This is a genomic window from Algoriphagus pacificus (genome assembly GCF_017254845.1).
Lineage (GTDB): Bacteria > Bacteroidota > Bacteroidia > Cytophagales > Cyclobacteriaceae > Algoriphagus > Algoriphagus pacificus.
This window is the reverse complement of record NZ_JAFKCU010000001.1, coordinates 1,158,758-1,179,324: the sequence shown is the minus strand read 5'-3', so window position 1 is coordinate 1,179,324 and position 20,567 is coordinate 1,158,758. Positions and strand designations below refer to the sequence as shown.

Genomic DNA, 20,567 nt, shown 5'->3' with positions numbered 1-20,567 from the left:
GGTTCAAAAAACCCTTCTTACCAACTATCTATTTTGTCAAAACACCGACTTCACCAAATGTTGCTCCGTTTCCATCAGCTGTTTTGATCGCCTTCAATCGGATAAACTTTGCCTGGATCGGATCAAACCGAACCAACTGCTCAATCGGGCTATTGATGATATTTGAAAATTCTCCGGAAGCGACAGTATTCCAAGCTTTTCCATCTTCACTTACCTGAAACTCAAAGTTGGTAATGATTCCACTCGGATATCGGGCCTGCATCGGCATGTAGCTGAAGCCTTGGATTTGGATCGTCTCGCCCAAATCAACCGTCAGCATCCCATTTTTACTGGTGAAATAGCTATAGCTGTTCTCGTCAAAGGCTTTTAAATCATCTTCCTCCACATTTTTCCATCCTGCTTTTGGAAGATCCAGATCCAATCTAAGCGGATCACTCATTTTGTCTGAAGCTGGATCATAGGAAGAAACAATCAATGTGCTGGCCACTTTCACTGCGATAGGAGCAGTATAAGCTTGGCTTTCTTTGGTAGGATTGCTTCCGTCAAGGGTGTAGTACAATTCCAAATTGGTATCAGGAGCAGTCAAAGTCACCTCTCCTGTCGAGGATCTTTTCACGGTCGGAGGTAATAAAAGCTTTGGTGCATGGTAAACCCCCACCTCTGCAATCACAGGCACATCTTTGGAATCCAAGAAGTTTACTCTGATTTTTTGGGCTTCAGTATCCGGGAATCTTAAAATCCTTTTATGCCCAATTGTGGTGGCTTCTGTTATTTTTTCCCAGGTTCCATTCACTTCTTTTTCAAGAGAGAAAGCTTTGATTCGCTGGCCTAAAACCACATATTCCTGAATCAATAATCTGTTGAAAACAGTCGGCTTACCAAAATCAATTTCCAGACTTCCTGAATTTTGCCCATCTGGAACCGACCAATAGGTTTCATAATCTTCATCCTGAACGTTTTCTGCCACGTAATCTGAGCCCCTTTCCACAGACGCAGAAACAGCGGCCTGAGACACTAAATTGACAGCAAAATCTTCTTTGATTTTTTCACCCAACTTCAAAATCGCTTCCTCATCATTTTCATGAATCAATCCTCGGGTATCAACTGGAAAATTGATCAAGAGGGAAGTATTTCTCCCAATGCTATTGTAATAGATGTCCACCAAGTTGGCTAAGCTTCTGACTTTATGATCCTCATAAGTATGGTAATACCATCCCGGACGGATGGAAACATTAGTTTCTGCAGGAACCCAATGAGTACCATTTTCCTGTCCCGGCGCATATTTTTGAGGATATTCCGGCATTCCAGCGTACACTGAGTCACGCATTAAATTTGCCCAGTTGGTCTCAAAAGCTTCTCCGTGCTCATTTCCAACCCATCTTACATCTGGACCTCCATCACTAAACATCACGGCATTTGGCTGTAATTCCCTCACCAACTCATAGACTTCAGGCCATTTATAATATGTCAACTTATCTACTTTTCGGGTTTCATTGGCTCCGCCATAATATCCGTCTCCGCCATTAGCTCCATCAAACCACACTTCAAAAATCTCCCCATAATTGGTCAACAGCTCGGTCAACTGATTTCTCATATAGGTGATGTATTCCGGCTTTCCGTAATCAGGATGGTTTCGATCCCATGGTGAATAATAAATCCCGAATTTCAAACCATATTCTTTACAGGCTTCAGATAAATCCTTGATCAAATCGCCTTTTCCATCTTTCCAAGGGCTGTTTTTGACAGAATGCTCTGTGTAGGCAGATGGCCAAAGAACAAAACCATCGTGATGTTTGGCGGTAATAATCAATCCTTTCATTCCAGCTTCGCTGGCTACTCTAGCCCATTGTCTGGCATCCAACGCTGTCGGGTTAAACTGCTCTGGCTTTTCATCCCCAAAGCCCCATTCCCGATCAGAGAATGTGTTCATATTGAAATGCAGGAATCCATAATATTCAAATTCTTGCCAAGCAACCTGACGCGGGGCAGGTGTCGGTTCGACTGGAGCAATTGGCTCTCCTTTTTCTTGACAAAAGGTAAGTCCCAGCAATAAAGCAGGTAAAATATACTTTTTCATAAATTCAAATTCGGCCTTGATATTACCGATTTTGGACCGAATATTAAAGAAAATTTTATACTAAGTATGGGAGTGTTTTTATAAAAAAAATAATAACTACAAGCGATTTATTCCTAGAAGTAAAGTTTAATCAATAAAAGCCAATCGATCTAATTGGTTTAAATTCATCAAATAGAACCTTTGTCAAAGATTCTGGCTTTACTCTCCAAGTTTCCTTTTATTTTTCCATTATGAAAAAAGCAATCACGCTACTATTCCTATTTCTAAGTTTTCAACTTTCGGCTCAGATACAGCTAAAAGTTTTGGATTCGGATTCTAAACAACCTCTAGAGAACGTCAGAGTAAAAGCCAAAGGGGGACAAATACTCCAAACAAATGATGAGGGTAAGGTAGAGATTCAATCCACTGAATCTACCTTGATTTCTTTTGCGAAAGAAGGCTATGAATCCCAAGAAAAAACCTTCAGTCCCGGGGAATATGAAGTTTATTTAGATCCTGTAAGTATGTCTCTATCTACTATAACAGTTTCGGCTTTTGAAACCGAAAGGCAACTTTTGGAGCAATCCGCTTCCATTGCCTTGGTTTCAGAACGAGACTTTAATCGATTCAACGAAACTTCTATTGTCAATTCATTCAATACAAAACCAGGTATCCGAATTGAAGAAAGAGCTCCTGCATCCTATAGAATCTCAATTAGAGGAAGTTCTTTGAGAGCTCCATTTGGAGTCAGAAATGTGAAAGTTTATTGGAATGATGTTCCATTTACATCTCCGGACGGCACCACCGCTTTGAATCTTTTGGACTTGACAAACATTCGCACCGCGGAAATCATCAAGGGTCCTTCTGGAAGTATTTATGGAGCAGGCAATGGCGGAGTGGTCAATCTGGAAAGCAAATCCGATCCTATCGGCGGAAGACTCAGCACCGATTTCATGACCGGAAGTTTTGGATTATCAAGATTCAGGCTTGGCTTATCCCAAAAAGTGGGAAATGGCGGATTTGATGCATCTTATGTTCAACAAAAATCTGATGGATACCGAGAGCAATCTGCCATGGACAGAAAAGTCTTCCAACTAGGTGGATTTTTTCCTGTTTCTGAAAAGCAGGAAATCCGTACTCAATTGCTGATCTCTGATCTGAATTATCAAATTCCAGGTGCTTTGAATGCTGATCAGCTGGCTGAAGATCCAAAACAAGCAAGACCTGGTTCAGTTGCTCAAAACAGCTCGATTTCCCAACAATCCGTATTTGCTTCCTTTTCTCAGGTTTATAAATTCTCTGAACAAATCAAGAACAATACTGTCCTTTATCTGAATACCAATGACTTTGAAAATCCTTTCAATTTAGATTATAAAAAGGAGCTTGGTTTCGGCTTCGGCGGAAGAAGCAAGTTTACATTTGACACAGAACTTGGTGGAAAAGCTTTGAGAATTATTGCTGGAGGGGAATATCAGACCAGTTTTACAGATGCCCAGAATTTTGGTAATCGTGGCGGAGTAGCAGATACAGTTCGTTTTGCTGATAAGCTAAGAGCTACTCAGGGATTTCTATTCCAGCAAGCGGAATGGCAAGGAAGTGAGAAACTCTTGGTCACTTTAGGGCTAAGCGAAAACTTTTCAAGCTTCGAAATTGACAGGCAAATCGATGCAAGTGGAGGACCCTTAGGTCTTCAAAAAAGAAAATTTGATCCCATTCTAGTTCCTCGATTGGCTTTCAATTATCAACTCAATGTAAGTTCATCGATATTTTCCAGTTTGAGTAGTGGTTTCTCGCCGCCAACAATCGATGAAGTAAGAACGAATGAAGGAAGCCTAAATCTTGATTTGGAAGCTGAAAAAGGATTAAATACTGAGCTAGGATATCGTCTTGGAAAAGATCGCTTAAACTTTGAAGCCACAGCGTTCTACTTTCAGTTGAAGCAAACCATCACAACCTACACCAATTCCCAAGGAGTGGTTCTATTCAGAAATGCTGGATCAACTGATCAAAAAGGAATCGAGTTGGCACTTGATTATGTGTTGATCCAAAATCAAACCGGGTTTGTCAAAGATTTAAAATTAGGTACTGCTTTTACTGGTCATTATTTCAAATTCAAAGACTACCAAAAAAGGGATGATGACTTTTCAGGAAATGACTTGACAGGTGTAGCACCAAATACTTTGGTCAGTAGAATTGATTTAAGAACAGCCCCAGGAATTTATATCAATTTCACGCACCAATTCACAGACGAAATCCCACTAAATGACGCCAATACCATATTTCAGGATTCTTACAATTTGGTCAATCTGAGATTTGGATGGGCGAAGTGGATAGGAAAAGCATGGGAACTTGAGGCATTTGGAGGTATCGACAATTTATTGGATGAAAGCTATTCTTTAGGAAATGATCTCAATCCATTTGGAGGAAGGTATTATCAACCTGCACCAACCAGAAATTGGTATGGAGGTCTAAAAGTGGCATTCAATTATTAATTGTAAATTTCTTTACATAAAACCACCTATCATGAAAAAGATTCTATTCTTTTTGCCATTTTTTGTGGCAAGCTGCCTTTTAGCTTTTGCTCAAGAAGAAAAAACAGAAGCCAAAGAAGTCACCCGAGAACCAATCAAGTTTGAGAAATCCTTTTCTGGGACTTTCAATGGTCAAAAAGTGGACTATCAAGCCATCGTGGGAGAGACCTTCCTCCGCAACTCAAAAGGCCAAGTGACTGCAGGGCTTTGGAGTACTTCCTATATCCGCAAGGGTGTGGATTCTTCTAAGAGACCAGTCACTTTCATTTTCAATGGAGGTCCTGGTTCGGCTTCGTTTTGGTTGCATATGGGCTTTTTTGGACCTAAAGTTGTCAAAACAGACTCTGGAGCTACTGTGGATGATGGCTCTGCTCCTTACACTTTTGTAGATAATCCTCAGGCATTATTGGACATCACAGACTTGGTATTTATTGATCCAATTGGCACTGGTTTCAGCCAGGTGGAAGGCGTTGGGAAAAATGAAGATTTCTGGGGGCTGAATGAGGATGCCCGGTCTATCGCACAGTTCATGAGAATTTGGGTTACCCAAAACGGAAGATGGCAAGCACCAAAATTCATTGCCGGAGAAAGCTTTGGCACCACCCGAGCTGCTAAAATCGCAGAAGTGCTGGAAGGCGGCGGACAAACCATGGCAATCAACGGAATCGTCTTGATATCTCAAGCTTTAGACTATGCCGGTTCCTCGTCCTGGGAAGACAATTTGACTTCATTTTTCACCTACTTACCCTCCATGGCTGCCACCGCTTGGTACCATAAGCAAGCAGGTGAGGGAAGAACACTGGAGGAATTTGTTCAAGAAGCGAGAGAATATGCTTATGGTGATTATTTGACTGCGCTATATAAAGGTGAGAAGCAATCTGAAGCTGAGAAATCTGCCATTGCCGACAGACTTGTTTATTTCACAGGATTAGAAAAAGATTTTATCCTAAGATCAGACAACCAAATCCTGATGCACCGATTCAAAAAGGAATTGTTACGGGATCAAGGAAAAGCTATTGGAACTTTGGATGGACGATACTTGGCAACTGAAACCGATAAGGCTGCAGAGGGACCTGTTTTAGGAGATCCTAGTAGTTATATGACCAGTGCGGCTTATACTTCAACTTGGAATGATTATTTGACCAGAGAATTGGGAGTGGTGATGGATCGCCCCTATTATACCTCTGCTCCTAGTATGGGAGGAAACTGGAATTGGAAGCCAGTGCCAGATGGAGCCTATTGGGAACCAAGCTATGTCAGTACAGCAAGATCTCTAAGCGAAGCCATGCATAGAAATACCGCTATGAAAGTCATGGTTGCCAATGGCTATTATGATTTAATCACTCCGTTTTTCGATGCTGAATATACTTTTGCAAGGCACAACTTCCCGCAAGAAAGGATCGAGATGAAATACTATGAAGCGGGTCACATGATGTACAATCGTCAGGAAGATTTTGATGCATTGGCAAAAGACATCCGAAATTTTATTACTCAAATGATTCAGTAAAAGATCAGGAAACTGTGAACTTTACTGCCTCAAAATCTGATTTGAAATAAAGAATAAATTAATCACCATGCAGAAACCCGATTTCAACATAGAAGAAGTCAATAAAATTATCCGTGGAAGACGATCCATGTTTGTCGCACAATTCAAAGAAAATGATCCTATAGATGACATCATCATCGAGGAAATGCTTGAAAATGCGAGATGGGCACCCACACACAAATTGACACAGCCTTGGAGGTTTATAGTATATAAAGGTGAGGGTCTAAAGACTTTTGGTAAATATCAAGCTGATATGTATAAGATGAGAGCTGAAAAAAATGGCACTCCTTTTCTTGAAGCCACCTACAATAAGTTTATTGAAAATCCTCAGAAAGCCTCTCACGTGATCGCTATTTTAATGAAGAGATCAGAAGGTATTCCTTTGATGGAGGAGATTTCAGCTGTCGCGATGGCTGTTCAAAATATGTATTTGACTGCCTCAGCACATGGTCTAGCAGCCTATTGGGGCACAGGTGGACCGACTTTTTGGCCGGAAGCAAGGGAAGATTTTGGTTTGGAAGGAGAAGATATGCTGATGGGATTTTTCTACGTGGCAAAACCCGCAGTAGAAAATTGGCCGGTTGGTAAACGAGATAACATGGACGAAAAAGTAGCTTGGATTACAGAATAAAAAAAGGCTGGTCTTCATCGACCAGCCTTTCTTAATTTTTAAAAACCCACAAAAGCAGGCGGCTCAGCACCTTCTACTCTGAGGTAAGCAATCGCTGCTCCTCGGTGATGGGTAGAATGGTCCATTAAAAGAGCCATTACTTGTCTTCTAGAAACGCTGTTTCCAAATACATCTTGCTTCTCAGCCATTTGCTCCGGCGTCAAAGCTGCCATGGTTTTTTTACCATAATCATAGCACTTAGCTACATAATCAGCTAGCTCAGCTCTTGTAGCAGATTCCAAATTGATTTGAAATCCTGGATCTCCGCCTTTCAAAAAGCCCTGAGAAATCCCCACAATCGCATTTCCGATATGGTGGATTTGTTCCTTGAAAGACATTGCTTCTGGATCAGTTTTATAGTCCATTCCTGAATCTGGCATCTTAGCTAATACATCTAAGGTGTATTTTTTGCTATTATCCCATTTCATCATAAACTCTTCAACTGTAGTTTGTGCATTTACAGCACCAGCCATAAGCATCAAAAGTGAAGCTAAAAAAGCTCCTGAAAATAATCGTACTACCTTTTTCATGGATTTTAGGGTTTGGTTCTTTTGTTAAATTTCCACTATTCCCCGATCATTTCAAACCTAATACCTAATTTTAAGCCATGCGTAGAACTCTTTTTTGTTTGGTCTTAGGCCTTAGCTTGGTTTCATGTGAGGAAACTTACCTTCCAAAACCTCCAGGTTATAATCGAATAGATTTGCCGGAACACGGTTTCCAGAGTCTTTCCGAAGGGTATCCTTATACTTTAGAATATTCAAAGCATAGCCAAATCGAAGCAGACTCATTTAATATTGAAGAGGAAGAGTGGATCAACTTGCACTATGTTGATTTCGGGGCAAAAGTCCATTTAACCTATAAAAAGATTGGAAACGGGGTTACTTTTAAAAAATTATCAAATGATGCTTTTCAGCTTACGGCAAAGCATCAGATCAAGGCCTATGGAATTCAAGAGTCTGTTGCACTTACCCCTGAAGGATACACTGGAGTGATTGCAGAATTGGAAGGTGAAGTTCCAACTCAGTTTCAGTTTTTCGTAACTGACTCTACCGAAAACTTTTTAAGAGGAGCTTTATACTTTAATACCGCAATGAAAAATGATTCGCTTGCGCCTGTGATAGAATACATCAAGGTGGACATGGCCCACCTGATGAATTCCGTCAAATTTCAAGAGTGATTATTTTAAATTTTTCCAGGAGCGCATAAGAATCACACCTCCTATAATCGATATAGTTGCCGCAATGATTCCACCCAAGACGTTTCCATAAATAAAGAAACCTGTGGAGAATAGGGCTGAATAAATCATCACAGTACCGATCAACATTAATCCGATTTCCTTTGGCAACTGACCGATTTCCTGCTTTTCTTCAGGGAATCTGTCCAATACTTTCTTCCAACCAAAAGAGGCAGGAGTTACTTTTCTATAGAATGACAACAAAACAGCGTCTTTTTCTGGCTGGGTCATGAAAGTGACGATCAACCAACCTATGGTGGTAATACTTACACTGTAAATCAATTTCAAGTAAGCTTGGTTTTCCGGAATCAAAATCCAATTGACTTTAGGGTTTATTACTTCGAAAAAGACCGCAACTACAAATGAAATAGCCATTGCAGAAATTTCTGTATATGCGTTGATTCTCCACCAGAACCATCTTAAAATAAAGATCAAACCGGTACCCGCTCCGATCTGAAGCAAGATATTAAATGCATCAAGAGCTGAAGAAAGTGCCAAAGCCAAAAGCGCTGAAAGAGCCATCAAAAGCACTGTAGAAATTCTACCTACAGCTACCAATTCCTTGTCGGTTGCTTCTGGTTTCATGAATCTTAAGTAAAAATCATTCACGATATAGGAAGAACCCCAGTTCAAATGTGTAGAAAGCGTGGACATTACCGCAGCTATCAAAGAAGCCAGCACAATTCCAATCAAACCTGTTGGTAGGTAAGTCAACATAGCCGAGTAAGCCAAATCATCTCCCAATTTGTCCACTGGAATCTCAGGAAAGGCAGCCTGCAAATCTGAAATATTCGGGAAAATAACCAAAGAGGACAAAGCAATCAAAATCCATGGCCAAGGTCTCATAGCATAATGCGCTATATTAAAGAAGAGAGTTGCACCGATTGCATTCTTTTCATCTTTCGCAGAAAGCATTCGCTGAGCAATATATCCCCCACCGCCAGGCTCTGCACCAGGATACCAAGTTGCCCACCACTGTATGGCAATAGGCATGATAAACAAGGGAACATAAATATTCGGATCTGAGAACTCAGGCAAGAAATTAAGTTTATCTGCTACATTTTCATGAGCTAACAGATTGCTTAAAGATCCGATTTCAGGTAAATCCAAAATAAAATAAGCAGCACCAAAGGAACCGATCATAGCGATAAAGAATTGGAAGAAATCGGTTAATAGCACTCCTTTCAAACCACCCAAAGAACTATAGATCACCGTAACAATGGAGGCAATCAGCAAGGTTTGGATAGGACTTAATCCTAACATAACCCCTCCAATTTTGATGGCAGCCAAAGAAACAGTTGCCATGATCACAACATTGAAAAAGACACCAAGGTAAATCGCTCTAAAAGCTCTTAAGAAAGCCGCTCCCTTTCCAGAATATCTCAGTTCGTAAAACTCCAAATCTGTAGTCACTTCCGATCTTCTCCATAGTTTGGCATAAACAAAAACTGTCAGCATGCCTGTTAGCAAGAAAGCCCACCAGGCCCAGTTTCCTGCAACGCCATTCTTTCTGACAATATCAGTAACCAAATTTGGTGTATCTGCTGAGAAGGTGGTTGCAACCATCGAAACCCCTAATAACCACCAGGGCATGTTTCTACCCGAAAGAAAAAATTCCTTTGCAGAGCTTCCGGCGGTTTTGGCAGTGAAGAGTCCAATTAACAGGGAGATAACAAAGAAGGCGGCGATGATGCCCCAATCTAAGGCGGTTACATTCATAGTTCTGGGTTTTTAAACTTTATTTCTCTCATTTTTTTTAAAAATGAGAGATACTTAATCAATATTTTTCACTAATGTATTTATTTTTTTTAATCCAGAGATAATCTATTGATCATTTCGAAGTAAAAAGTATAAAAAATAGCGCTTTTCAAAAGTAAAGAATTGATTTGGCAGAATGATTACAGCCTTAGGCATAAAAACACAAATTATTTTAATGCTACGCCATTATTAATTCAGGCTCTTTTCCTTCACGGTTTTTTAAACAAAACATAATCACTGTTTTACAAGATGATTTTTTCCCATGAGTACCTTCATTGTTTGATTTTTTATACCAAACCTTACTTAAAATGAAGAAAATTTATCTTGTATTTGCTATCGCAATTTTTGCGGCAAGCTGTAGAGAAAGGATTTCTGCGCCGGGACCTGTGAGGGTTTCTTTCGAGGAAATCAGCAGTCTAAAAATCGGTGGTGAAGCAGCAGCTGAAATCACTGCTTTTGACCCTATGACCAACAAACTATTTGTTGTCAACAACAGTGATGGTCTTTCCCAAATCGATGTTATTGATTTTTCTGATCCAGAAAATATGATGACATTATCTCCTATTATTATCTCAGGATTTGGTGGAGGTGTAAATTCTGTAGCTGTTAAAAACGGAATGTTGGCGGCTGCTATCGAAGGATTTGAAAAAACTGACCCAGGCAAAATCATAGTTTACAACACTTCAGATCTATCCACTCCAATTGCAAATTTGATGGTCGGTGCATTGCCTGATATGGTGACATTCAGCCCAGATGGAAAATACATTGTTTCCGCAAACGAAGGTGAGCCAAATGACGATTATGCCATTGATCCAGAAGGAACGATTTCTATCATTGATACGCAGATGGATTTCCAGGTTACAACGCTGGGATTTGAATCTTTCGAAAGCCAGAAAGCTAGCCTTGTTGCCAATGGATTTAGAATTTTCGGCCCAAATGCAAGTTTCGCTCAGGATATCGAACCTGAATACGTTGCCATTGATCCTTCCTCTGATTTTGCTTGGGTAACCTTGCAGGAAAATAATGGGATTGCCCGAGTGGATCTGAATGCTAAAATGATCACTGATATTTTCCCAATGGGATTGAAAGACCACTTAGTATCCGGAAATGAAATAGATGTGAGTGATCGTGACGGAATTGCTGGTAATTTCCAAAACTGGCCAATCTTAGCTTATTATATGCCGGATGCTATTGAAACTTTCATGGTTGGCAAGACAAACTTCCTAATCACTGCTAACGAAGGGGATACAAGAGACTATGATGGCTATGGAGAAGAATCCAGAGTAAAAGATTTAGATCTTGACCCAGTAGCTTTCCCTGATGCTGAGCTTCTTCAGGAGGATGAATACATGGGAAGATACACTGTCACTACTAGTGCCGGTGATACGGATGGAGACGGTGATTTTGATGTTTTATACGGGATTGGTGGCAGATCATTCACAATCTGGAATGGTAGAAACGGAGAAATGGTAAGAGATTATGTGAACCTTGAAAGAGATCTAATTTCAGCAAACTCTTCATTATACGATGATGGAAGAAGTGACAACAAAGGAGTGGAGCCAGAAGGTGTTGAAGTTGGAGAAGTGTTAGGCAAAACCATCGTATTTGTTGGTCTGGAAAGATCCGATGCTATCATGGTCTATGAATTAAATGGAGCATCAGGACTCAAATTCCTTCAGCTTTTGGACGGAAAATCAGGTCTAGGTTCAGAAGGTCATGATGCCCCAGAAGGATTGCTATTTATTTCTGCGGAAGATAGTCCAACTGAAAGAGCTATTTTCATTGTCAGTTCAGAAGGAGATGGAAGAATAACAGTCTACCAAAATTAAACACAGACAATTGAACAAAAAACCGGCTCTAGGGTCGGTTTTTTTATGCCTCTCTGATTTTTAATAAAGCAGAAAATTTAGCTTTGCAGGATGAAAAAAGAGGGGATCTCAGCAATTTTAAACCAGTATGATTTTTTAAAAGATAAAGAATACGGCTTTCAGGTATTTGGTTCAGGCCTGATTCATGGCACTTACCTTATCGAATGCTCGGATTCTAAATTCATTCTTCAGGAATTCAATACATCTGTATTTCGGTATCCTGAAAGAATCGCCCACAATCATTTTATATTAGGTGAAAAAGGAGATGTTTCCCAACTTCCTTTTGCTTTGCCCCTTCCGAGACTGAATCAAAATGGAGATTCCTTAATAAGTATTGAAAAGAAACTTTTCCGTCTTTTCGACTTTGTCAAAGGAGAAACACTTCAACAAATCCAGAACCAGAATCAAGCCTATTTAGCAGCTAAGGCCTATGGAGTTTTTGCGGACTGGGCAAAAGAAATTTCTGCCTCTGAAATGCAGGAATCTATACCAAAGTTTCATAGACTGGATTGGCGTTTTGAAAATCTTGAAAAAGCCGCAGGCACTTCCTCTTCCCTGAATTCGGAAGAACAAGAAATTTTAGACTTTTACTTAAGCCAAAAACCTCTTGTAAATGATTATCTGGCGTCCTATGAATCTTGTCCTCAGAGAATCACCCATAATGACACCAAGATCAATAATCTGATTTTCAATGAAAGCTTGGAAAATGTGGCTGCTGTCATTGATTTGGACACTTTGATGGGTGGACTTTTGCTGTATGATTTTGGCGATTTGGTAAGAACAGTAGCTTGTACTGAAGTAGAAACCAGTCAAAATTGGAATAACTTGGCTCATAGACCGGGAATTTTTGAAGAACTGCTAAAAGGATATTGGGAAGGAATTAAAGATATGGCGAGCTCGGAAGAAGCTAAATCCCTTCTAATTGCGGGGGAAGTGATGACTTGTATTATGGGTCTCCGCTTTTTTACTGATCATCTTCAGGGCAATATCTACTATAAAGTAGCCTATCCACTCCAAAATTTACATCGCGCCAAAAACCAAATGATTTTCTTGAAAAGTCAACAAGACCAAAAAGTCCAGTTAAAAAATATCTGGAAAAGAATCACTGGATTGGACACCTAAGCCTTGACATTTCTTGTCATTTAAATTGGCAATTGAGCAGACTGGTTTTAATTTGCTTATTCTCTAATCGCAATCCCTTTTGTCTGGCATTTTTGACACGAAAATTGAGTTCCTAAAAGGCATGGGCCCCCAACGTGCGGCACTGATCAATAAGGAATTGAATATATTTACTTTCGGGGAGCTCATTCAACATTATCCCTTCCGATACGAGGATAGAACTCGTTTTTTCAAAATTAGAGAGCTCAATCCCGAGCTTGAAAATGTCCAGATAATTGCCAAAATCCGAAAAGTCGAACTCATCGGAGTTGGAAATAAAAGAAGGCTGGTTGCCCATGTCGCAGATGAGACTGGGGAAATGGAAATGACTTGGTTTAAGGGAATTCAATGGGTGCAAAAAAAACTACCCGTCGGAGCAGTTTATATATTCTTTGGCAAGCCTGCAAGATATGGGAGTAAATGGAGTATCGCTCATCCGGAAATGGAGCCGCTGAGTGCAGCCAACGAACAACGAAATAATTTCCAGCCGGTTTATTCCACCACAGAAAAGTTGAGAGCAAGATTTCTGGATTCCAGAGGTATTTCCAAAATCATGGAAGTGCTGGTGCAGGCATGTTTCCCTCATATTCATGAAACTCTCCCTCAAGAGATTCTACATCAATACCAGTTGATCGGCAAGCAGGAGGCTATCCGCCAGATACACTTTCCAAGTAAACCCGATTTATTGCATAGGGCTAGGAAACGCCTAAAATTCGAGGAATTTTTCTTTTTGCAGCTGAGACTTTTAATGCTTAAAGTCACCAGAACGGAGAAATTCAAAGGGCAATCTCTCGGAAATACTGAATTGCTCACCGAATTCTACCAGAATCATATTCCATTTGAATTGACAAATGCCCAAAAGCGAGTGATTCGTGAGGCTTTTGCCGATATGAAATCCGGCAAACAGATGAATCGATTGATCCAAGGGGATGTAGGGAGTGGAAAAACAATGGTTGCTTTTATCTGCATGCTGATTGCTATCAGTTCAGGGGCTCAAGCCTGCTTAATGGCACCAACGGAGATTTTAGCTAATCAGCATTATGAAGGATTAAAAGAATATGCTGACATGATGGGTTTGGAAATTGAAATCCTGACTGGCTCAGTCAAAAAATCCAAACGCAAAGTCATCCATGAAAAACTGCTTTCAGGAGAACTGAAAATCTTGATTGGAACTCATGCCCTGCTAGAAGATGTGGTTCAATTCCAAAACTTAGGTTTGGCAATTGTTGACGAACAACACCGATTTGGTGTGGCGCAGCGGGCAAAGTTGTGGGCTAAAAATGAAGAATTCATCCCTCATGTTTTGGTGATGACAGCTACTCCAATTCCCAGAACCCTGGCCATGACACTTTATGGTGACCTGGATGTATCTGTTATCGATGAATTACCCGCAGGTAGAAAGCCTATTCAAACAGTCCATAGATATGATAAAGACCGCTTGAAAGTCTTTGGTTTTATCAATGAAGAAATCAAAAAAGGAAGACAAGTCTACATTGTATATCCTTTGATCGAAGAGTCTGAGACCTTGGATTTAAAAAACGTCATGGACGGGTTCGAAAGTATTTCCCGAGCATTTCCCAATTACCCGATCAGCATTGTGAATGGCTCGATGAAAGCAGAAGCCAAGGATTACGAAATGCAGCGCTTTGTAAAAGGCGAAACCAAAATCATGGTAGCCACTACAGTTATCGAAGTAGGTGTGAACGTCCCAAATGCCTCCGTCATGGTCATAGAAAATGCCGAACGATTTGGATTATCACAACTCCATCAGCTTCGAGGAAGAGTTGGAAGAGGAGCAGAACAGAGTTATTGCATTCTGATGAGCAAATACGAGCTTTCGAAAGAAGGGCGAGTTAGGTTGGAAACAATGGTCCGAACAAATGATGGCTTTGAAATCGCCGATGTGGATCTGAAGCTTCGCGGACCAGGTGATTTGATGGGAACCCAACAAAGTGGAGTGACTGATTTATTAATAGCGGATTTGAGTAAAGACGCTCCAATATTGACTTTGGCAAGAGATGCCGCCATGCAATTATTGGCGCAGGACCCTACACTAAGTTTACCTGAAAACGCACCTGTTCTTCGACAAGTAAAGCAACAAAAGAAAACCGCAGTTAATTGGAGTAGAATCAGTTAATTGACGAAGTACGATTTTGGATTTACGTGGCTTTAATGCACCTCAAGCCTTATTATCAAGTATTTGCCGAATTGAAAAGTGAACAGCGTGATTGGGATATTAAATCTATCTTCAAAAAAACTAATTGGCGATTCACCTTACAAAGGACTTTCAGTTTCCTTATTTCTTTTTAGAAAATAAGGATCCAATCCTCCTGAAAATCTGCTTTTCTTTTTCCCAGAAAAAATCGAATTGGCCGAAAATAAAACCATATACCAAGAGGAAAATCTGGTAAAGTGGTAAAACTAAAAGTAAATAAAGAAGAGTATTCCAAAATCCCCCTTTCTCTACTCCGAAAAAATCAAGAATTGGTCCTTTGATAAAGAGAATGGTAAAACCTGTACAGGCAAAAACCACCAAAACCAAAACTACCTGAAAAACACTCTTCAGTTGCCATTTAGCTTGAAGTCGTTGAAGGAAGCCTGGTCGGTCTTTTGATTCTGACATGCACAAAAGTAATCAGAATGATTCTAAATAAAAGAGCCGGTACATAACCGGCTCTTATTTTTTTACCAAGAAAAAACTCCTGTATTTAATTTCTGTAATGCTTCATTCTTATAGTTAGCATCGACTAGGAGCGATACATTGTGCCTGCTGCCTCCATAAGAAACCATTCGAACAGGAATATCTTCCAAAGAATCCATTACTGCTTTGATAACTCCTTTGGTTTCAGAAATCTGATTTCCCACGATACATACAATCGCTTGGTTTTTGTCTACTTCAACCGACCCCAACATATCCAATTCAGCCAATATCTGATCCAAATGGCTCAAATCATCTATGGTTACCGATACCGCCACCTCTGAAGTGGTGATCATGTCAATTGGGGTTTTATATTTTTCGAAAATTTCGAAAACTCTGCGAAGGAAACCGTAAGCCAAAAGCATACGGCTAGATTTGATCTTGATTGCAGTGATTCCATCTTTTGCTGCAATAGCTTTCACTCCAATCGCATCAACCTCGGCTTTGATCAAGGTTCCATGAGCTTCTGGCTGCATGGTATTGAGCAATTTCACAGGCACATTATATAATTGTGCTGGCCAGATGGAAGCTGGATGAAGGATTTTTGCTCCGAAATAAGCCAACTCAGCCGCCTCATCAAATGACATAACCGCGATTGGCCTGGTTTTTTCAACGATTCTTGGATCATTGTTATGCATTCCATCGATATCTGTCCAGATTTCGCAGGCAGAAGCCTGGATTGCTGCTGCAACCAAAGAAGCGGTGTAATCACTTCCTCCACGCTTCAGGTTATCGACTTCATTTCGGTGATTTTTACAAATATATCCCTGCGTCACAAAAATTCTTTCGCCGGGAAATTCTGCTAAGATTGCTTTCAGCTTTTCAGAGATTTTTCCCAATTCAGGTTCAGAATTTTCATCAATGCTCATAAAATCCAGAGCAGGTAGAAATACTGCAGGAATATTCAATTCTTCCAAAAGCGTATAAAATAGCTTGGTAGAAAGTAATTCTCCCTGAGCCAAGATATCTCTATTGATTGCTTCATTGAATGAAATCTTCAAAAGGATATTCAAAAACTCAAAATGCTCTTTAATGATCGCTTCAGCTTTAGTGCGAGCCTCTTCTGTTTTTAGAAGCTCCTTGTAGAACACCAAGTAGTGTGCATGTAGCGTATCGATTCTTTCTTTAGCAAGGATTTTATCAGCTGATGCCAAAGCTTCCCCGATTCCCACCAAAGCATTGGTAGTACCGGAAAGTGCTGATAAGACTACAATAGTAGGTTCATCACCTCTAGTAATTAGGTCTTTAACCTGATGCATTCGCTCGGGTCGACCTACTGAGGTCCCACCGAATTTCATGATTTTCATGTGATTAATTAGGTTTTTAAAGGGCCACTAAGAATCTCGCATGCATGACATCACCACTTTTGGCTAGTCTTGAATCATGCGTGAATTCATAAAGTGTATTGTATAGGTTTGATTGAGTATTAAAATCCAAGCATTTTTATCGCTGTGATCGCTGCTTCATCGCCTTTGTTGCCATGCTTTCCTCCTGCACGGTCCAAGGCCTGCTGCTGCGTATTGGGAGTCAAAACTCCGAAAATCACGGGCTTGTTATATTTCAGGCTGACATTTGTAATGCCATGTGCCACAGCATCACAGATAAAATCGAAATGCTTTGTTTCTCCTTGGATCACGCATCCCAAACAAATAACAGCATCGACGCTTTCCTCTTGCGCGAGCCACTGAGCCGCAAGCGAAAGCTCAAAAGATCCAGGAACATTCTTCCGGATGATATTATCTTTTTTTGCTCCATGCTGTAGCAAAGTTTGTAAAGCTCCTGAATAAAGTGCTTCTGTCACTTCTTCATTCCACTCCGAAACAATGATCCCAAAAGTTTTGGTACTGATATCTGTTATATTTTTAGACGAATGATCGCTTAGGCTTTTTAAGGAAGTTGCCATATTCTCAAATTTTTAAAATGTATAAACAAAAAAAGAGTAAGACTTTGGGCCTTACTCTTCTCTTTAGTATGCTTTTTAGAGCAGCATTATTGAGCGGCAAGGCCTTCTAGGCGCGCCTTTTGTTTTCGTGCTGCAGAAAACTCATATGATTCGAAGTATTTCTCTTCGATCTCTCCGTATGCATCGATCGCATTCTGGATCTGACCTGCTTCTTCGTAAGCAATAGCCAACTTGGTCAAATACTTTGGAGTAAAGTATTTATTTGGCTCATAAGATGCTGCTTTGCTGAAAAACGAAATCGCTTTCTCGTTATCTCCCAATTCTAAATACGCATCACCTGTCAAAGCATAAGCCTGAGCCTGGATCAGATAATCATCTGCAGAAAACTGCTCCAAATGCGTAATTGCATCTTCAAACTTTCTCTCAGATAGATAAATAGAACCAATATAGAAATGAGCCAAATTAGCGGCGTCAGTTCTTGGATATTCATCAACGATAGCCAAGAAGCCAGCATTGATTCCGTCACCATTTAGTGCAAAATCAACAGAATCTTGTTCGTAGAAATAAACTGCCTGGAACATTTCTGCCTGTGCAGCTTTATTTTGGTTTTGGGTATTGAATTGGAAAAACAGAATTCCACCAATCAAAATTATCGCGGCGATGATCACGCCTCCCAATATTTTACTGTTCTTCTTTAAAAAAGCTTCGCCTCTGGTCAATCTGTCTGCGATTTCTTCTGGATTCTCCAGAATATCAGTCTGATGATGAGGATTTACTTTTTTTGATTGTTTCGTTGCCATGATACTCAATTTTCGAGCGCAAATATACGCTTTTTATGAATTACACAAAGTCAAATAAAAAAGCCACGAAGCCTTTCTAACTTCATGGCTTTCTGGACTATGTTTTTTTCGTGTTATTCCATCACGAACGGATAATCTTCCTGGACATAAACATCCTTAAAAGCATCCATTCCGTCAGGCCAAGGGGATTCTTCAGCGAATTTCACTGCCTCGCTCACTTTTTTCTTAACGCGATCTACGATTTCATTTATTTCGTCTTCAGTAAGAATCTTATTTTCTTTGATAGTAGCTAATACCTGCTCGATCGGATCGCGCTGTTTGTATTCTTCTACTTCCTCTTTGGTTCTGTATTTCTGAGGATCTGACATGGAGTGACCTTTGTATCGGTAAGTTCTCATTTCCAACAATGTTGGTCCGTCTCCTCTTCTGGCTCTTTCAGCGGCCTCAGAAACCGCTTCATGTACAGCCTCTACATTCATTCCATCTACTGCAAATGAAGGCATGTCATAGGATTCACCCAAAGTAGATAAATCATCCACGTTTGAAGATCTCTTAACTGCAGTACCCATTGCGTAGCCATTATTCTCGATCACAAAGATCACTGGAGTTTTGTACAACATCGCCAAGTTCAATGCCTCGTGAAAGGCTCCCTGACGAACCGCACCATCACCCATATAGGTAATGCAAAGATTTTTGGTGCCGTTATATTTTTCTGCGAAGCCGATTCCAAGACCCATAGGTACCTGAGCACCTACAATCCCGTGACCTCCCATGAAATTTCTTTCTTTGTCGAAAATGTGCATGGAGCCGCCTTTACCTTTGGTAGTTCCAGTTGCTTTTCCAAAAAGCTCTGCCATCACTGCACCAGGATCTGTACCCAATCCCAGTGGATGAGCGTGACATCTGTAAGCTGTGATCCACTTATCATCTTTAGTCAAAGCTGAAATCGCTCCTGATGCACAAGCTTCCTGTCCAATATATAAATGACAGAATCCTCTGATTTTTTGTTGACCGTAAAGTTGTCCAGCTTTTTCTTCGAACCTCCTCATTAAGAGCATGCTCTCATACCAATAGGAATAGGTTTCTTTCGAATATTTTACTTTAGACTTGGTCGCTGCAGTTTTCTTTGCCATATCGTAATGATCAAAATATGCTATTTTAGGCCTCAAATATAATCATCCCGACCTAAAAATCAGGCTACGGCCAAAATAATTCCCCAATCTCATGTACCTCAAGTCTCTGGAGCTCTTACAATTTAAAAACCATGAGAAAACTAAACTGGATTTTTCTGCCCAAATCAATTGTATCGTTGGCTTAAATGGAAGTGGAAAAACCAATATCTTGGATGGGATTCATTACCTCTCTTTGACCAAAAGTGCTGTTCAATCCAGTGACAGCCTGAACGTTCAGCATGACAAAGACTTTTTTTTAATCAAAGGTCTGTTTGAACTCGATCAAAAACCTTTGGAAGTTCGCTGCACTGTGGAACTTGGTAAAAAAAAGCTGATCTATCAAAATGGGAAAGCACTGGACAAGACTTCAGAACATGTAGGCTTACTTCCGGTTGTTTTGATTGCTCCGGATGATACTGATCTGATCAAAGGGGGAAGTGAGGGAAGAAGAAAGTTTTTTGATGGTCTCTTATCGCAATTAGATAGGTATTATCTCGATAAGCTAATCAGATACCATCATTTCCTAAAACAACGAAATGCTTTATTAAAGCAATTTGCTGAGACAGGAAGAAGAGATTTCACTTTGCTGGACAGCTATGATTCAGAGATGATTGAGCTTAGCCTTTGGATCTCCAATAGGAGAAAAGAATTGCTTGAAGAAGTCGCTCCCCTACTTCAGGCTCACTATGCAGAAATTTCCCAAGGGCAGGAACATGTCACTATTAATTATGAAACAGAAACTTTGCGCAGCGATTTTGAGACCTATTTCAAAAGCCTTCGGAAGAAAGATCTAATTACAAAAAACAGCAATGCGGGAATTCATAAGGATGATTTTGGATTTTTGATCGGCGATCATCCCATTCGAAAAATCGGAAGCCAAGGCCAGCAGAAGTCCTTTATTATTTCTTTGAAATTGGCTCAGTTCAAAATCTTCGAAAAGGAAAAAGGTGAAAAACCGATTTTGCTGCTGGATGATATTTTTGATAAGCTAGATGATCTGAGAATTGCCAAGATGATGGAATTGATTTCTCAGCATACCTTTGGACAGATCTTTTTGACGGATGCGAGGCCGGAGCGATCTAAGAAGATTTTGGCTGAAATCGATTCAGAGGTTTCATTCTTCAACCTGGAAAAGGGTAAGATTATTGCATAAAAAAAGAGGCCGAAGCC

At 40.3% G+C, this 20,567-nt stretch carries 16 protein-coding genes; 8 read left to right on the top strand and 8 right to left on the bottom strand.

The window, feature by feature from the left end:
* Positions 1 to 28 precede the first annotated feature (28 nt).
* On the bottom strand, positions 29 to 2,077 hold the full coding sequence (locus tag J0A69_RS04925) for an alpha-L-fucosidase (RefSeq protein ID WP_206585384.1): 2,049 nt from the start codon (positions 2,075 to 2,077) through the stop codon (positions 29 to 31).
* Positions 2,078 to 2,307: 230 nt separating this feature from the next.
* On the opposite strand from J0A69_RS04925, the gene J0A69_RS04920 reads away from it, so the two are divergent.
* The 3 genes from J0A69_RS04920 to J0A69_RS04910 all read left to right on the top strand — a co-directional run bounded on the left by J0A69_RS04920 (position 2,308) and on the right by J0A69_RS04910 (position 6,764).
* Positions 2,308 to 4,548 carry a TonB-dependent receptor domain-containing protein gene (locus J0A69_RS04920; RefSeq protein ID WP_206585383.1) on the top strand — a complete coding sequence of 747 codons (2,241 nt, stop codon included), beginning with the start codon at positions 2,308 to 2,310 and terminating at the stop codon, positions 4,546 to 4,548.
* Positions 4,549 to 4,579: 31 nt separating this feature from the next.
* Positions 4,580 to 6,094: a S10 family peptidase gene (locus tag J0A69_RS04915; protein ID WP_206585382.1), complete on the top strand. Its 1,515-nt coding sequence runs from the start codon at positions 4,580 to 4,582 to the stop codon at positions 6,092 to 6,094.
* A gap of 67 nt (positions 6,095 to 6,161) precedes the next feature.
* Complete coding sequence (locus J0A69_RS04910; RefSeq protein ID WP_206585381.1) at positions 6,162 to 6,764, top strand: nitroreductase family protein; 603 nt, start codon at positions 6,162 to 6,164, stop codon at positions 6,762 to 6,764.
* Positions 6,765 to 6,802: 38 nt separating this feature from the next.
* Here J0A69_RS04910 and J0A69_RS04905 read toward each other — a convergent pair whose 3' ends face one another.
* The gene (locus J0A69_RS04905; RefSeq protein WP_206585380.1) at positions 6,803 to 7,333 is read right to left on the bottom strand and encodes a DinB family protein; all 531 of its coding nucleotides are present in this window, start codon (positions 7,331 to 7,333) and stop codon (positions 6,803 to 6,805) included.
* A 77-nt stretch (positions 7,334 to 7,410) separates the two neighbouring features.
* Between J0A69_RS04905 and gldD the strand changes: the two genes are divergently transcribed.
* A complete protein-coding gene (gene gldD, locus J0A69_RS04900; protein WP_206585379.1) occupies positions 7,411 to 7,983 on the top strand; it encodes a gliding motility lipoprotein GldD in 573 nt (190 codons plus the stop codon).
* Here the strand turns inward: gldD and J0A69_RS04895 are convergent, their stop codons facing one another.
* Positions 7,984 to 9,759, bottom strand: a complete 1,776-nt coding sequence (locus tag J0A69_RS04895; protein WP_206585378.1) for a sodium:solute symporter family protein — start codon at positions 9,757 to 9,759, stop codon at positions 7,984 to 7,986. It abuts the gene before it with no gap.
* A gap of 347 nt (positions 9,760 to 10,106) precedes the next feature.
* On the opposite strand from J0A69_RS04895, the gene J0A69_RS04890 reads away from it, so the two are divergent.
* From J0A69_RS04890 to recG, 3 genes are all read left to right on the top strand, one after another.
* Positions 10,107 to 11,627 carry a choice-of-anchor I family protein gene (locus J0A69_RS04890; protein ID WP_206585377.1) on the top strand — a complete coding sequence of 507 codons (1,521 nt, stop codon included), beginning with the start codon at positions 10,107 to 10,109 and terminating at the stop codon, positions 11,625 to 11,627.
* A 90-nt stretch (positions 11,628 to 11,717) separates the two neighbouring features.
* Positions 11,718 to 12,788 (top strand): phosphotransferase enzyme family protein, encoded by a 1,071-nt coding sequence (locus J0A69_RS04885; RefSeq protein WP_206585376.1) that lies wholly within the window; start codon positions 11,718 to 11,720, stop codon positions 12,786 to 12,788.
* A gap of 79 nt (positions 12,789 to 12,867) precedes the next feature.
* Positions 12,868 to 14,961, top strand: coding sequence for an ATP-dependent DNA helicase RecG (gene recG / locus J0A69_RS04880; RefSeq protein ID WP_206585375.1), 2,094 nt, complete (start codon positions 12,868 to 12,870; stop codon positions 14,959 to 14,961).
* 159 nt (positions 14,962 to 15,120) lie between these two features.
* Here recG and J0A69_RS04875 read toward each other — a convergent pair whose 3' ends face one another.
* The 5 genes from J0A69_RS04875 to pdhA all read right to left on the bottom strand — a co-directional run bounded on the left by J0A69_RS04875 (position 15,121) and on the right by pdhA (position 19,358).
* Positions 15,121 to 15,447 (bottom strand): DUF6787 family protein, encoded by a 327-nt coding sequence (locus J0A69_RS04875; protein WP_206585374.1) that lies wholly within the window; start codon positions 15,445 to 15,447, stop codon positions 15,121 to 15,123.
* A gap of 62 nt (positions 15,448 to 15,509) precedes the next feature.
* The gene (locus J0A69_RS04870; RefSeq protein WP_206585373.1) at positions 15,510 to 16,829 is read right to left on the bottom strand and encodes an aspartate kinase; all 1,320 of its coding nucleotides are present in this window, start codon (positions 16,827 to 16,829) and stop codon (positions 15,510 to 15,512) included.
* Between the two features lie 119 nt (positions 16,830 to 16,948).
* Positions 16,949 to 17,425, bottom strand: a complete 477-nt coding sequence (gene ribH / locus J0A69_RS04865; protein WP_206585372.1) for a 6,7-dimethyl-8-ribityllumazine synthase — start codon at positions 17,423 to 17,425, stop codon at positions 16,949 to 16,951.
* A gap of 86 nt (positions 17,426 to 17,511) precedes the next feature.
* A complete protein-coding gene (locus tag J0A69_RS04860; protein WP_206585371.1) occupies positions 17,512 to 18,225 on the bottom strand; it encodes a tetratricopeptide repeat protein in 714 nt (237 codons plus the stop codon).
* Between the two features lie 113 nt (positions 18,226 to 18,338).
* Complete coding sequence (pdhA, locus tag J0A69_RS04855; protein ID WP_206585370.1) at positions 18,339 to 19,358, bottom strand: pyruvate dehydrogenase (acetyl-transferring) E1 component subunit alpha; 1,020 nt, start codon at positions 19,356 to 19,358, stop codon at positions 18,339 to 18,341.
* A gap of 91 nt (positions 19,359 to 19,449) precedes the next feature.
* Here pdhA and recF point away from each other — a divergent pair, with 91 nt between their 5' ends.
* Positions 19,450 to 20,550, top strand: coding sequence for a DNA replication/repair protein RecF (recF, locus tag J0A69_RS04850; RefSeq protein ID WP_206585369.1), 1,101 nt, complete (start codon positions 19,450 to 19,452; stop codon positions 20,548 to 20,550).
* Positions 20,551 to 20,567: the final 17 nt, after the last annotated feature.

Bases quoted from the DNA above. Each gene is read 5' to 3' on its own strand.
- J0A69_RS04925 (WP_206585384.1), bottom strand. From the start codon at position 2,077: ATGAAAAAGTATATTTTACCTGCTTTATTGCTGGGACTTACCTTTTGT.
- J0A69_RS04920 (WP_206585383.1), top strand. From the start codon at position 2,308: ATGAAAAAAGCAATCACGCTACTATTCCTATTTCTAAGTTTTCAACTT.
- J0A69_RS04915 (WP_206585382.1), top strand. From the start codon at position 4,580: ATGAAAAAGATTCTATTCTTTTTGCCATTTTTTGTGGCAAGCTGCCTT.
- J0A69_RS04910 (WP_206585381.1), top strand. From the start codon at position 6,162: ATGCAGAAACCCGATTTCAACATAGAAGAAGTCAATAAAATTATCCGT.
- J0A69_RS04905 (WP_206585380.1), bottom strand. From the start codon at position 7,333: ATGAAAAAGGTAGTACGATTATTTTCAGGAGCTTTTTTAGCTTCACTT.
- gldD (WP_206585379.1), top strand. From the start codon at position 7,411: ATGCGTAGAACTCTTTTTTGTTTGGTCTTAGGCCTTAGCTTGGTTTCA.
- J0A69_RS04895 (WP_206585378.1), bottom strand. From the start codon at position 9,759: ATGAATGTAACCGCCTTAGATTGGGGCATCATCGCCGCCTTCTTTGTT.
- J0A69_RS04890 (WP_206585377.1), top strand. From the start codon at position 10,107: ATGAAGAAAATTTATCTTGTATTTGCTATCGCAATTTTTGCGGCAAGC.
- J0A69_RS04885 (WP_206585376.1), top strand. From the start codon at position 11,718: ATGAAAAAAGAGGGGATCTCAGCAATTTTAAACCAGTATGATTTTTTA.
- J0A69_RS04875 (WP_206585374.1), bottom strand. From the start codon at position 15,447: ATGTCAGAATCAAAAGACCGACCAGGCTTCCTTCAACGACTTCAAGCT.
- J0A69_RS04870 (WP_206585373.1), bottom strand. From the start codon at position 16,829: ATGAAAATCATGAAATTCGGTGGGACCTCAGTAGGTCGACCCGAGCGA.
- ribH (WP_206585372.1), bottom strand. From the start codon at position 17,425: ATGGCAACTTCCTTAAAAAGCCTAAGCGATCATTCGTCTAAAAATATA.
- J0A69_RS04860 (WP_206585371.1), bottom strand. From the start codon at position 18,225: ATGGCAACGAAACAATCAAAAAAAGTAAATCCTCATCATCAGACTGAT.
- pdhA (WP_206585370.1), bottom strand. From the start codon at position 19,358: ATGGCAAAGAAAACTGCAGCGACCAAGTCTAAAGTAAAATATTCGAAA.
- recF (WP_206585369.1), top strand. From the start codon at position 19,450: ATGTACCTCAAGTCTCTGGAGCTCTTACAATTTAAAAACCATGAGAAA.